This is a genomic window from Mycolicibacterium arabiense (assembly GCF_010731815.2).
Classification (GTDB): Bacteria; Actinomycetota; Actinomycetes; order Mycobacteriales; family Mycobacteriaceae; genus Mycobacterium; species Mycobacterium arabiense.
Genome location: NZ_AP022593.1, coordinates 1,209,666 through 1,221,857 on the forward strand (window position 1 = coordinate 1,209,666; position 12,192 = coordinate 1,221,857).

General features: G+C 69.7%; 14 protein-coding genes. 10 read left to right on the forward strand and 4 right to left on the reverse strand.

What is annotated here, in order from left to right; all coding sequences use genetic code 11:
* Positions 1–37 precede the first annotated feature (37 nt).
* The 5 genes from G6N61_RS07440 to G6N61_RS07460 all read left to right on the forward strand — a co-directional run bounded on the left by G6N61_RS07440 (position 38) and on the right by G6N61_RS07460 (position 3,038).
* Positions 38–523, forward strand: coding sequence for an SRPBCC family protein (locus tag G6N61_RS07440; RefSeq protein WP_163917949.1), 486 nt, complete (start codon positions 38–40; stop codon positions 521–523).
* A 137-nt stretch (positions 524–660) separates the two neighbouring features.
* Complete coding sequence (locus G6N61_RS07445) at positions 661–1,386, forward strand: Clp protease N-terminal domain-containing protein (protein ID WP_163917950.1); 726 nt, start codon at positions 661–663, stop codon at positions 1,384–1,386.
* 40 nt (positions 1,387–1,426) lie between these two features.
* Entirely contained in the window at positions 1,427–1,849 is a 423-nt protein-coding gene (locus G6N61_RS07450; RefSeq protein WP_163917951.1) for a PPOX class F420-dependent oxidoreductase, read from the forward strand.
* A 74-nt stretch (positions 1,850–1,923) separates the two neighbouring features.
* The gene (locus tag G6N61_RS07455) at positions 1,924–2,502 is read left to right on the forward strand and encodes a hypothetical protein (protein WP_163917952.1); all 579 of its coding nucleotides are present in this window, start codon (positions 1,924–1,926) and stop codon (positions 2,500–2,502) included.
* Complete coding sequence (locus G6N61_RS07460; RefSeq protein ID WP_163917953.1) at positions 2,499–3,038, forward strand: GNAT family N-acetyltransferase; 540 nt, start codon at positions 2,499–2,501, stop codon at positions 3,036–3,038. The genes G6N61_RS07455 and G6N61_RS07460 overlap by 4 nt, the downstream gene beginning before the upstream one ends.
* A 4-nt stretch (positions 3,039–3,042) precedes the next feature.
* Here G6N61_RS07460 and zapE read toward each other — a convergent pair whose 3' ends face one another.
* Positions 3,043–4,104, reverse strand: a complete 1,062-nt coding sequence (gene zapE / locus G6N61_RS07465) for a cell division protein ZapE (RefSeq protein WP_163917954.1) — start codon at positions 4,102–4,104, stop codon at positions 3,043–3,045.
* A gap of 34 nt (positions 4,105–4,138) precedes the next feature.
* Between zapE and G6N61_RS07470 the strand changes: the two genes are divergently transcribed.
* The 4 genes from G6N61_RS07470 to msrB are packed head-to-tail and all read left to right on the forward strand — an operon-like array spanning position 4,139 to position 8,331.
* Complete coding sequence (locus tag G6N61_RS07470) at positions 4,139–4,924, forward strand: pyrimidine reductase family protein (RefSeq protein ID WP_235887442.1); 786 nt, start codon at positions 4,139–4,141, stop codon at positions 4,922–4,924.
* A 55-nt stretch (positions 4,925–4,979) separates the two neighbouring features.
* The gene (locus G6N61_RS07475) at positions 4,980–6,548 is read left to right on the forward strand and encodes an alpha/beta hydrolase (protein ID WP_163917956.1); all 1,569 of its coding nucleotides are present in this window, start codon (positions 4,980–4,982) and stop codon (positions 6,546–6,548) included.
* 43 nt (positions 6,549–6,591) lie between these two features.
* Positions 6,592–7,866: an arabinofuranan 3-O-arabinosyltransferase gene (gene aftC, locus G6N61_RS07480; protein WP_407666474.1), complete on the forward strand. Its 1,275-nt coding sequence runs from the start codon at positions 6,592–6,594 to the stop codon at positions 7,864–7,866.
* Positions 7,867–7,920: 54 nt separating this feature from the next.
* Positions 7,921–8,331 (forward strand): peptide-methionine (R)-S-oxide reductase MsrB, encoded by a 411-nt coding sequence (gene msrB, locus G6N61_RS07485; RefSeq protein ID WP_163917958.1) that lies wholly within the window; start codon positions 7,921–7,923, stop codon positions 8,329–8,331.
* Positions 8,332–8,409: 78 nt separating this feature from the next.
* Here the strand turns inward: msrB and hemQ are convergent, their stop codons facing one another.
* The 3 genes from hemQ to hemE are packed head-to-tail and all read right to left on the reverse strand — an operon-like array spanning position 8,410 to position 11,532.
* Positions 8,410–9,102 (reverse strand): hydrogen peroxide-dependent heme synthase, encoded by a 693-nt coding sequence (gene hemQ, locus G6N61_RS07490; RefSeq protein WP_163917959.1) that lies wholly within the window; start codon positions 9,100–9,102, stop codon positions 8,410–8,412.
* 4 nt (positions 9,103–9,106) lie between these two features.
* Positions 9,107–10,471 carry a protoporphyrinogen oxidase gene (locus tag G6N61_RS07495; protein ID WP_235887443.1) on the reverse strand — a complete coding sequence of 455 codons (1,365 nt, stop codon included), beginning with the start codon at positions 10,469–10,471 and terminating at the stop codon, positions 9,107–9,109.
* Positions 10,468–11,532 (reverse strand): uroporphyrinogen decarboxylase, encoded by a 1,065-nt coding sequence (gene hemE, locus G6N61_RS07500; protein WP_163924656.1) that lies wholly within the window; start codon positions 11,530–11,532, stop codon positions 10,468–10,470. The genes G6N61_RS07495 and hemE overlap by 4 nt, the downstream gene beginning before the upstream one ends.
* A 78-nt stretch (positions 11,533–11,610) precedes the next feature.
* Here hemE and G6N61_RS07505 point away from each other — a divergent pair, with 78 nt between their 5' ends.
* On the forward strand, positions 11,611–12,192 hold the full coding sequence (locus G6N61_RS07505; protein ID WP_163917960.1) for a DUF3000 domain-containing protein: 582 nt from the start codon (positions 11,611–11,613) through the stop codon (positions 12,190–12,192).

Here is a 12,192-nt window from a genome sequence, read left to right on the forward strand (position 1 = left end):
CCGCTCGACACCGGCCGGTTACTGACACGATCGGGCGATGACCGACCGCATCGAAGTCCAACGCCCGATCGCCGCCCCGCCCGCCGACGTCTTCGCGCTGCTGTGCGACCCGCAGGGGCACGTCGCCATCGACGCCACCGGGATGCTGCAAGACGCCGACGGCGACCCGGTGACCGCCGCCGGTGACAGCTTCGTCGTGCACATGGATCGCGAGGCGCTCAACGACTTCCCGCTTGGCAAGTACGACGTGACGGTTCACATCACCGACTACGCCAAGGACGAACTCATCGCGTGGACCATCGTCGGTCAGATCAAGCCGCAGATCGGTCACGTCTACGGCTACCGGATCGAACCCGACCCGGAGAACGCGGACAGCAGCCTCGTCACGTCGTTCTACGACTGGAGTGGCATCGACCAGCACTGGCGCGATGCCGGCATCTTTCCCGTCATCTCCGAGACCGCACTGCGCGGCACGCTGGGGATCCTCGATCGCACCGTCCGGCGCGGGTATCCCCGCGGCTGACCTGAGCGCCCCGGGCGGTTGCCGAGGCGGCAGAAACGGTCGTCAAGCCGCCGAGTTGACGACAGGGAATGTCATTTCGGCGAATCGTTCGTCAACTCACGGTTGACGGAAGCCGATCGTCAACCTACCGTTGACGCATGCCCGACCAACCCGACATCACCCACCCCGTCCGTCTCGACGACCTGATCAACGTCATCAAGGGAGTCCACGACGAACCCCTCGAGCAATTGACCGACGCCGTTCTCGCCGCCGAAGCACTCGGCGAGGTGGCCGATCACCTCATCGGCCACTTCGTCGACCAGGCACGCCGCTCCGGCGCCTCCTGGACCGACATCGGCAAGTGCATGGGCGTCACCAAGCAGGCCGCACAGAAGCGCTTCGTGCCCAAGGCCGACACCACGCCCATCGACCCCAACGAGGGCTTCGCACGGTTCACCCCGCGTGCCCGCAACGCCGTCGTCGAGGCACAGAACGCCGCCCGCGACGCCGAGAACCTCGAGATCACCCCGGGCCACCTGATCCTCGGCCTCCTGGGCGACGAGGAGTCCCTGGCGCTGCGACTACTCGCCAGCCAGGGCATCGACGCCGAGCGGATCCGGTCCGCCATCGAGCTGCCGCCCGCGACGGGCGAGCGGCACGAGCTGATCCCGTTCAACGGGCCCGCGAAGAAGGTCCTCGAGCTGACGTTCCGTGAGGCACTTCGCCTGGGACACAACTACATCGGCACCGAGCACCTCGTCCTCGCCCTGTTGGAGGCCGAGAACGCCGAGGGCCCTCTGCACGCCGTCGGTGTCGACAGGGCGCGCTTCGAGACCGGCCTCGCCGAACTGCTCCGACAGTTCACCGGCGACGCCACCCAGTGACACGGGAATACAACGCCGCACGACCGGGGTAGATAGACGCATGAAACTCGTCGACTCGGCACGCGCGCTCATCGGTGACGGCGCGGACGCCACGCTGGTCACCATCAATCCCGACGGCAGTCCCCAGGTGTCCCTGGTATGGGTGGCTCTGCAGTCCACTCCCAGCGGCGACGAACTCGTCAGCGCGCATCTGTCCGAATACCAGAAGACCCGCAACGTCCGCCGTGACCCGCGGGTCGCGCTGACCATCGTCGCCCCTGCCGAACCCGGTCAGCAGCGCAAGTACCTGACCATCCACGGCACCGCGCGCATCGTCGAGGGCGGCGCGCCGGAATTGCTCACCGAGCTGGCCGAGGTGCTTCTCGGGTCCAGTGAGCACTTCCCGCCGCCCAACGCCCCCGCCGGACTGCTGACCCGCATTCGCATCGACAAGGTCGCCGGCATGGGCCCCTGGGCGTCCTGACCGACCGAACCCGCCGTCGCCGCTCCCGCGGTGTGCCATCATGCGAAGCAGCAAACGACGGGAGTGGTGGGGCGATGAGCACTGGGATCCGCACGGCCGAACGGACCCGCAGACGGTGGTTGGCCGTGGTGGTCACGATGCTGGCGAGCATCGGCATCGTCGCGGCCCCGCCCGCGGTCGCCGAGATCACGCCGATCGGCAATCTCGGTGAAACCCTGCGCGTCGAGTACAAGGGGATCGTCGCCGACGTCACCGTGCACGACGTCCTCCCCACGCCTCCCCCGCCCGGGTACATCCCGACCGGTTCACCGCGCTGGCGCAACGAAGGCGGCCCCTGGCGCGCCGGCGTCACCGTCCACACGATCCAGACGCCCAGCCCCTTCGTACAATCGCTGGCCTTCGCGTTCAACGGCGTCACCCCGTACGGAGATGCCTACGCGCCCAAGAACACCGACGCCCCCGACGCCCTGCAGTACGCACTGCTGAACGCGCCCGCGGGCTCCACGGTCAACGGCGCGGTGTACTGGCAGGTCTACCGCGACCTCGTCACGAACGTGGTGCTACTCGACCCCAAGACCGGCGCACACCTGGCCCAGTGGAACATCTGGCAGCCGGGCGCACCTGCCCCCCTGCCGCAGGCACCACTTCCTTGACCCCCGTCACCACCGAGGTGACCACCGCCACCGTCGACGACCTGGACGACCTCGCCGACGTCGCCGCCCGCACCTTCCCGCTGGCGTGCCCGCCGTCGGCCACCGCGGAGAACATCGCCTCCTTCGTCGCCGCACACCTTGGCGCCGAGCGCTTCGCCGACTACCTCGCCGATCCAGACCGGTCCGTCCTCGTCGCCCGCGAGGAGGGCCGAGTCAGCGGGTACGCCATGCTGATTCGCGGCGTCGTCGACGATGCCGACGTCCAGCGTGCCGTGACCGCGCGCCCCGCCGTCGAACTGTCGAAGATGTACGTCTCGCCCGACGCGCACGGCGGTGGCGTCGCGCGCGCCCTCATGACCGCGGCGATCGACCGCGCCCGCAACATGGGCTCGGCGTCCGTGTGGCTCGGCGTGAACCAGGAGAACCGGCGCGCGCAGAAGTTCTACTCCAAGCACGGCTTCCTGATCACCGGAACCAAGACGTTCCGCTTGGGCGAGGGCATCGAGAACGACTACGTGATGACGCTCAGGCTCTGAGCGCTCATTCCTGGCCCGCGTGCGTCAACGCCAACAGCCGCGACGTGGCACGCAGGTACTTCTTGCGGAACCCGCCCGCCAGCATCTCCTCGCTGAACACCGTGTCGAGCTTCGCCCCGGACGCCACCACGGGAATGCCCGCGTCGTAGAGACGGTCGGTCAGCGACACCAGGCGCAGCGCGACGCTCTGATCGTCGATCGGGTGCACCCCGGTGACGAACACCTCGGTCACCCCCTCGATCAGCGCGAGGTACCGGGACGGATGCATCGTGGCGAGGTGGGTGCACAGCGCATCGAAGTCGTCGAGCGTCGCACCCTCCACGCCGGCCGCGCGGGTCCGGACCTCGTCGTCGGACGGCGGCTGCGGGGCGGGCGGCAGGTCGCGGTGGCGGTAGTCGGGACCCTCGATGCGCACCGTGGTGAACATCTTCGCCAGCGTGTTGATCTCCCGCAGGAAGTCTTGCGCAGCGAACCGGCCCTCGCCCAACTGCTCCGGCAACGTGTTGGACGTCGCCGCGATCGACACGCCCCGCTCCACCAGAGCGGACAGCAGCCGCGAGATCAGCGTCGTGTTCCCCGGGTCGTCGAGTTCGAACTCGTCGATGCACACCACGACGTAGCCCGAGAGCAGCTCGATGCACTCGACGAAGCCGAAAACACCTGCCAGCTGGGTCAATTCGCCGAACGTCGCGAACGCGGCCGGGGCGTCCTGGGCTGCGGCGAGCCGGTAGTAGGTCGACGCGAGCAGGTGGGTCTTGCCCACGCCGAAGCCACCGTCGAGGTACACCCCGACCCCCGGCAGCACCTCGCGCTTGCCGAAGAGCTTCTTCTTGCCCGCCCGGCGCGCCACCGCGGCGTCGCAGAACTCGATGCACGACTGCACCGCGGCGGCCTGCGACGGCTCCCCCGGGTCGGGCCGGTAGGTGTCGAACGAGACGTCGGCGAACGTCGGCGGCGGCACCAGCCCGGCGATCAGCCGTTCCGGGGTGACGCTCGGATGGCGATCGGTCAGGTGGGCCACGGCCCCAGAGGGCGCCGTGTCGTCGTGAGGTGAAGGCCCGTGCATGCAGGCACCCTATCGACGTGTTGCAATTGTCCCCGTGTCCGAGGCCGACGCTGCGACAGAGCTCACAGAGCTGGGGCCCGTGGGCGCCTCGTTCGACACCGACGACGACGAGCGCCTCGCGGCGTTCTACGCGTACCCGGACGGCCTCGAGCGCTGCTACGTCCGCGCCAACATGCTGGCCAGCCTCGACGGCGCCGCCACCGACGACGGCACCTCGGGCGGCCTGGCGGGGTCCGGCGACCGCGCCATCTTCAACCGCATGCGCCGCGAGGCCGACGTCATCCTCGTCGGAGCGTCGACCGTGCGCATCGAGAACTACTCGGGCGCGCAGATGTCGGCCCTGGCCCGCCAGGAGCGTCAGTCGCGCGGCCAGAGCGAGGTGCCGCCGATCGCCGTGGTCACCCACCACGCCGACCTCGAACACGACGCCAAGCTCTTCACCCGCTCCGAGGTGCCGCCGCTGATCCTGACCTGCACCGAGACCGTCGCCGAGGCAGCACACCGGTTCGGCGACGCCGCGGACGTGGTGGACGCCTCCGGCACCCATGGCGACCGCGTCGACCCTGCCCGCGCGCTGGAGATCCTTGCAAGCCGTGGGTTGCGCCGGGTGCTCACCGAGGGCGGGCCGTCGCTGCTGAGCCTGTTCATCGAACTCGACCTGCTCGACGAGCTGTGCGTGACGATCGCGCCGATTCTGGTCGGCGGCAACGCGCGCCGCATCGCCACCGGTTCCGGCGAGGCCCACACCCGCATGCGTCGCAGCCACCTGCTCACCGATGCCGAGGGCTACCTGTACTCCCGCTACGTCAAGGCCGACTGACCGACGCGTGATCGGGCGGACGGGAGTGACACCGGCGATCGCTACTGTGGTCAGCATGCGTCGGCGTCGTCAGCTGTTCCGGGCCATGTGCCTCGCGACCGTCACGTCGGCCGTGTTGGCCGGCTGCGCGCCGATCCTCGCCGCCAATCCCCGCTACGCCACAGATTCGGGCGCCCGCCCCCAGGGCGAGCCGCAGTCGACCCAGGCGCCGACCGGCCCGCCGCCCGTCGAGGCGCCCAAGAACGAGCTGTCGTGGCGGGACTGCACCAGCAGACTGTTCGGTGCGGCCGAGGTCCCTGCGCCGGCAGGCGTCAGCCTCGAGTGCGCCGAGTACGACGCCGACCTCGACTCCATCAACGGCGCCACCGGCACGGTGAGCATCGGCGTGGTGCAGGCCAAGTCCGTCGTCACCCCGTCGGACGCAGGTCCGCTGGTGATGACCACCGGCACCGACGTGGCGTCCTCGGTGGGGCTGCCGATCTGGCTGTCGCGCAACGGGACCGACGTGCTCAAGACCAACCCGATCGTCGCGGTCGACCGGCGCGGCCTCGGCACGTCGGGCGAACTCGACTGCCGTGACCTCTACGACCGCCAGGAGATGATCGACCAGGCGCAGTTCGAGGGCGGCAACGATCCCGTCGCCAACCTCGGCGCCATCGTGCAGACCGCCACGACGAGCTGCACCGACACGATCGCGCCCGGCGACTCCGCCTACGACAACTCCCACGCCGCGGAGGACATCGAGCGCCTGCGCAGCACCTGGGACGTGCCCTCGCTGGCACTGCTCGGCATCGGAAACGGCGCCCAGATCGCGCTGGCCTACGCGGGCTCACATCCCAACAAGGTGTCGCGGCTCATCCTCGACTCGCCGCTGCCGCTGGGGATCGGCGCCGAGGCCGCGGCCGAACAGAAGATCCAGGGCCAGCAGGCCGCGCTCGACGCCTTCGCCGCACAGTGCACCGCCGCTGCGTGCCCACTCGGGCCCGACCCCAAGGGCGCCATCGACTCGATGCTGACCGAGGCCCGCGAGGGCAGCGGGCCTGCGGGCGCCTCGGCGTCCGCGCTCACCGACGCGATCACCACGGCGCTGGCGTTCCCCACCGGCGACCGGGTGGGTACGACCAACGCACTCGCAGGCACCCTCGCCGCCGCGCGGGCGGGCGATACGGCCGGCCTCACCGCGCTGCTGTCAGACGCGGAGTCGTTGCGTAACACCGACGGCCAGTTCGTCAACTCGTGCAGCGACGCGTTGAACCGGCCGACCCCCGACCGGGTGCGGGAACTCGTCGTGGCGTGGGCGCGGCTCTACCCGCAGTTCGGTCGCGTCGGCGCGCTCAACCTCGTCGACTGCCTCAACTGGCCCAGCGGCACCCCGCCGCAGGAACCGAAGGGGCTGGGCGTCCCGGTCCTGCTCCTCGGCGTGCAGAACGACCCGATCGTGGGCAACGAGGGCGTGGCCGCGGTCGCGGCCACCGTGATCAACGCCGGTGCGCCCAACCGGCGCGTGATCTGGCAGGGCATCGGACACGGCGCGTCGATGAACTCGCCCTGTGCGCTCGCGCCGGTGCTGTCGTACCTCGCCAGCGGCAAGCTGCCGGGGACCGACACGTACTGCCCCGCCTGACCGAGGCCTCCGAAGAGCGGCCCGAATCCCGTTGTAGGGTGCGCTGGTGGCGGTAGCTGACTCCTTGTTGCGTGCGTTCCGGCCCAGTGAATCCGCTCCGACCGCCGCGACGGTGTTGCGGTCGGTCCTGTGGCCGCTGGCCATCCTCTCGGTGATTCACCGCACCTACGTCCTGGCGACCAACGGCTACATCACCGACGACTTCGGGCCCGTGTACCGGGCCGTCGTCAACTTCAAGATGGGCTGGGACATCTACAACGAGCACTTCGAGTACGTGGACCCGCACTACCTGTACCCACCCGGCGGCACGTTGCTCCTGGCTCCGTTCGGGTACCTGCCCGTCGACGCGTCGCGCTACTGGTTCATCACCTTCAACACGGTCGCCATCCTGCTGGCCGCCTACTTCCTGCTGCGGCTGTTCAAGTTCACGATGGCCTCGGTGGCCGCGCCCGCCCTGGTGCTCGCCATGTTCTGCACCGAGTCGGTGACCAACACGCTCGTCTTCACCAACATCAACGGCTGCATGCTGCTGGCGGAGGTGCTGTTCTTCCTGTGGCTGCTCGACGGCAAGCGCAACCACGAGTGGCTGGCCGGTGCCGCGATCGGCTTGACGCTCGTGGTCAAGCCGTCGCTGGCACCGCTGCTCCTGCTGCCGGTGCTCAGCAGGCAGTGGCGCGCCCTGGTACCTGCGTTCGGCGTGCCGCTGGTGTTCAACGCGGTTGCCTGGCCGCTGGTGTCCGACCCGATGAACTTCATCACCCGCACGGTCCCCTACATCTTCTCGACCCGCGACTACTTCAACAGCTCGATCCTGGGCAACGGCATCTACTACGGGCTGCCCGACCTGCTGATCCTGGTGTTGCGCATCGCATTCGGGCTGCTCGCCGTGGCCACCCTGTGGCTGCTCTACCGCTACTACCGCGAGCGCGACCCGCTGTTCTGGATGCTCACCTCCTCCGGCGTGCTGCTGATCACGTCATTCCTGGTGCTCTCGCTCGGCCAGGGCTACTACTCGATGATGCTGTTCCCGTTCCTGATGACGGTGGTGCTGCCGAACTCCGCGATCCGCAGCTGGCCGGCGTGGCTGGCGATCTACGGGTTCATGACCATGGACCGGTGGCTGCTCGGGCACTGGCCGTCGACGGGCCGGTTCCTGGAGTATTCGAAGATCACCTACGGCTGGTCGCTGATGCTGATCGTGGTGTTCTGCTCGCTGTACTTCCGGTACCTCGACGCGAAGGCCGACGGGCGCCTGGCCGATGGCATCGACAGGCCGTGGATGAAGCGCGTCGACGCCGACCGCGCCGTCCGGGTCTAGGAGATCCGCGGCTGCACTGTTTCGAGTCGTGCTCGATGTCGCTAGCGTGGAAGCATGACGACTCCTCGAGTGCAGCTCACCGACGACGAGTGGCGCACGAAACTGAACCCTGCCGAGTTCGCGGTGCTGCGCGAGGCGGCCACCGAGCGACCGTTCACCGGCGAGTACACCGACACCAAGACCGAAGGCGTGTACCAGTGCCGCGCATGCGGCGCCGAACTGTTCCGAAGCACCGAGAAGTTCGAATCCCATTGCGGCTGGCCGTCGTTCTTCGATCCGGCTGACTCCGATGCCGTGATCCTCAAGCCAGACGACACCCTGGGCATGCGCCGCGTCGAGGTGATCTGCGCCAACTGCCACAGCCACCTGGGGCACGTCTTCGAGGGCGAGGGCTACCCAACGCCCACCGATCAGCGCTACTGCATCAACTCGATCTCGCTGAAGCTGGTCCCCGCCGAGGGCTGAGCCTGCGCCGAACTGGAGCGTAGCGTCGCTGAGCGGGCGCTCTGGACGACGTGACTCTCCAGTTCGGCGGAGAAGGGACTAGGGCAGGCGCGCGATGAGGTCTTCGGCGGACACCCGCGGCCCGGTGAAGAACGGCGTTTCCTCGCGGACGTGACGACGGGCGTCCGTGTAGCGCAGCTTCCACATCAACTCGACGATGCGACCGAGGTCGGGGCCCTCGAACGCGAGGATCCACTCGTAGTCGCCAAGCGCGAACGCAGGCACCGTGTTGGCGCGTACGTCGGGGTACTCGCGGCCGGCCATGCCGTGCTCGACGAGCATCTTGCGGCGCTCGTCGTCGGGCAGCAGGTACCACTCCAGCGAGCGGACGAACGGGTACACGCAGATGTAGTCGCCGGGATCCTCGCCTGCGATGAACGCTGGAACGTGGCTCTTGTTGAACTCGGCGGGCCGGTGCAGCGCCACCACGCTCCACACCGGGTCGCTGGCCAGCCCCAGCGTCGTGCGGCGGAACGCTCGGTAGGTCGCCTGCAGATCCTCGACGCGCTCGGCGTGCGTCCACATCATGAAGTCGGCGTCGGGGCGGAAGCCCGCGACGTCGTACAGGCCGCGGACGACGACGCCACCCTCTTCCTGCTGCTTGAGGAACGTCGCGGTCTCGTCGACGAGCGACGACCGCTCCTCCCCCAGCGCTTCGGGCTGCACCGCGAAGACCGAGAGCATCATGTACCGGGTCATCGAGTTGAGCGCGTCGTAATCGAGCTTGGCCATACGACTATCGTGCCACGCGCGACGTCGTCAAACGCGCGGCCGCCCTGGTGCCGGACGCCACACACGCCGGTACGCCGATGCCGTCGAGATAGCCGCCCGCGACCGCGAGCGTCGGCGGCAGACCCGTCCGCAATTCGGCGATCAGGTCGGCGTGGCCCGGCCCGTACTGCGGCATCGCGTCGATCCAGCGCTGCACGAAGCAGTCCACGGGATCCTGCCGGATGCCGAACAGGTCGGCGAGGTCGTCCGCCGCCCAGGACAGCAGCTCCTCGTCGCCTGCGTTGCGGGCCAGGTCGTCGCCGAACCGCCCGTACGACAGCCGCAGTAGTTCGGCGTTGCCGCGCCTGCCCCACTTGCGCGACGTCAGCGTCACGGCCTTGGCGTGCAACCGCTCCCCGCTGGCGACCAGCACCCCGGATTGTTCGGGAAGCGGCGTGCCGCCCGGCAGTGCGAGGACGACCAGCGCGTTGGACGCGACGCGGATGCGTTTGGCCGCCGCCGCCGTTGCGGGCGCCACCTGCTCGACCAGACGCGGCAGCCTCGGCGCGGGTACCGCGAGCACGACGGCGTCGGCGTGGCAGTGCGATCCGTCGTCGTCGAGCACGCTCCACGCGTCGCCCGACCGTTCGATTCGTTGCACGCCGACGTGCGCCCACCGGAACCCGGCCCGCCGCACCAGCTCGTCGACCAGCACCTGGTAGCCGCCGTCGATCGCGCCGAACACCGAGCCGCCCGTCGGTGTGGGCAGTGATCGGCGGACCGCCTCGGACAGGCTCGGCGCGCCCCGGTCGAGCGCGGCAGCCAACGGCGGCACCGCCGAGCGCAGACCGATCGTGGCCGCCGACCCGGAGTAGACCCCGCCGAGCAACGGATCCACCGAGCGCGCGACGACCTGCTGGCCGAACCGGTCGGCCACCAGCGCGCCGACCGAGGGATCCGCACCGGGCCGCCACGGCAGCGGCCGCCTCGGTTCGTCGGCGATCCACGCCAGAGTGGCCTCGTCGACCAGCCCGGCCATCGACGTGGCGTCGGCGGGGATGCCCTGCAGCGTGCCCTGCGGCATGGAGTTCAGCCTGCCGCCGGCGTAGATCAACGGGCGAACGCCGGTGGTGCCCACCTGTCGCGACGCGAGACCCAACTCCGCCAGCAGCGCCGACACCTCCGGCCTGCGGGCGATGAAGGCCTCGGCACCGACGTCGACGGCCTGGCCGCCGATGCGCTCGGTGCGCAGCACCCCGCCGAGCCGGTCGGCAGGGTCGAACAGCGTGATCGACGCGTCCGGGCCCGCCGTCACGCGCAGCCGGTACGCCGCCACCAGCCCGGAGATCCCGCCTCCGACGACGCAGTACGACGGCACGGCCGGACTCACAACGAATGCACCAGCGCCACCGTGTCGGTGACGATGCCCGGATCGGTCGGCGGCAACACGCCGTGGCCGAGGTTGAACACGTGCCCGGTGGCGCCTGCGTCGACGGCTCGTCTGCCGTCCTCCACGACCCCGCGCACCGCCCGTTCCACCGCGGGCCAGCCTGCGAGCAGCACCACCGGATCGAGGTTGCCCTGCAGCGCCTTGCCCGGGCCGACGCGCGCCGCGGCGTCGGTGAGCGTGGTGCGCCAGTCGACGCCGACGACCGTCGCACCGGCCTCCCCCATCGCGCCCAGCAGCTCGGCGGTGCCGACGCCGAAGTGCGTCATCGGCACACCCGAGTCGCTCCCCAGGTGCTCGGCGAGTTCGGCGAACACCCGCGTGCTGTGCGGCAGCACGAAGTGGCGGTAGTCGGCCAGCGACAGCGTACCCGCCCACGAATCGAACAGCTGGATGGCGTCGACGCCTGCGTCGAGCTGGGTGCGCAGGAACGCGATCGTGACGTCGGTGAGCTTGCTCATCAGCGCGTGCCACGTCTGCGGCTCGCCCAGCATCATCGCCTTGGTGCGCTCGTGATTGCGGCTCGGCCCGCCCTCGACGAGATAGGACGCCAGCGTGAATGGCGCGCCCGCGAACCCGATCAGCGGCACGTCGCCCAGCGCGCCGACGAGCATGCCGACGGCCTCGGCAACCGGAGCGACCTCCGCGGCGTCGAGCGGACGCACCGCGGCGACGTCGTCGGCGGTGCGGATCGGGTGGTCGATCACCGGTCCGACGTCGGGCACGATGTCGAGGCCGATCCCCGCGGCGCGCAGCGGAACGACGATGTCGGAGAACAGGATTGCCGCATCGACACCGTGCCTGCGGACCGGCTGCAACGTGATCTCGCAGATCAGTTCGGCGTCGAAGCAGGCCTGCATCATGGTGTTCTTGGCGCGCAGTTGGCGGTACTCGGGTAGCGAACGCCCGGCCTGCCGCATGAACCACACCGGAACCCGGTGGGGCTTGCGGCCGCCGGCCGCAGCCAGATACGGGGACTCGGGCAGGTCACGGCGGGTATTCATCACCGTCCATGCTGCCATGTCGGGCCACTACGGCGCGCCTGCGCCGTCACCTGCCCAAATGGTCTAGCGTCAAACGCCGTGACCTCCGCCGAACCGGCTCCATTCCGCGAAGCGGTCGCGGCGATGAACGCCGCTACCGTGCGGGCGGAGATCGAACTCGGCCCGATCCGTCCCCCGCAGCGCCTCGCGCCGTTCAGTTACGCCCTCGGCGCCGAGGTCCGGCACCCCGAGACGGCGATCGTGCCCGAACGGTCCGAGGGCGACGCCTTCGGCAGGCTCATCCTGCTGCACGACCCCGAAGGCGCAGAGGCCTGGGACGGCACCATGCGCCTGGTCGCCTACATCCAGGCCGACCTCGACTCGATGGAGGCGGTCGACCCACTGCTGCCCGAGGTCGCGTGGAGTTGGCTGGTGGACGCGCTGGAGGTCAGCGGCGACGCGGTCACCGCCCTCGGCGGCACGGTCACGGCCACGACGTCGGTGCGCTACGGCGACATCTCCGGCCCCCCGCGGGCGCACCAACTCGAACTCCGGGCGTCGTGGACGGCGACCAATCTCGAACTGGGCCCCCACGTCCAAGCGTTCTGCGAGGTGCTCGAGCACGCCGCGGGCCTACCACCGGCGGGTGTCACGGACCTGAACTCCCGCACCCGCGCCTGA

Excerpts from the sequence above, each read along its gene's own strand:
- G6N61_RS07450 (WP_163917951.1), top strand. The coding sequence starts at position 1,427 with ATGAAACTCGTCGACTCGGCACGCGCGCTCATCGGTGACGGCGCGGAC.
- hemE (WP_163924656.1), bottom strand. The coding sequence starts at position 11,532 with ATGAATACCCGCCGTGACCTGCCCGAGTCCCCGTATCTGGCTGCGGCC.
- G6N61_RS07475 (WP_163917956.1), top strand. The coding sequence starts at position 4,980 with ATGCGTCGGCGTCGTCAGCTGTTCCGGGCCATGTGCCTCGCGACCGTC.
- G6N61_RS07455 (WP_163917952.1), top strand. The coding sequence starts at position 1,924 with ATGAGCACTGGGATCCGCACGGCCGAACGGACCCGCAGACGGTGGTTG.
- G6N61_RS07445 (WP_163917950.1), top strand. The coding sequence starts at position 661 with ATGCCCGACCAACCCGACATCACCCACCCCGTCCGTCTCGACGACCTG.
- G6N61_RS07440 (WP_163917949.1), top strand. The coding sequence starts at position 38 with ATGACCGACCGCATCGAAGTCCAACGCCCGATCGCCGCCCCGCCCGCC.
- zapE (WP_163917954.1), bottom strand. The coding sequence starts at position 4,104 with ATGCACGGGCCTTCACCTCACGACGACACGGCGCCCTCTGGGGCCGTG.
- msrB (WP_163917958.1), top strand. The coding sequence starts at position 7,921 with ATGACGACTCCTCGAGTGCAGCTCACCGACGACGAGTGGCGCACGAAA.
- hemQ (WP_163917959.1), bottom strand. The coding sequence starts at position 9,102 with ATGGCCAAGCTCGATTACGACGCGCTCAACTCGATGACCCGGTACATG.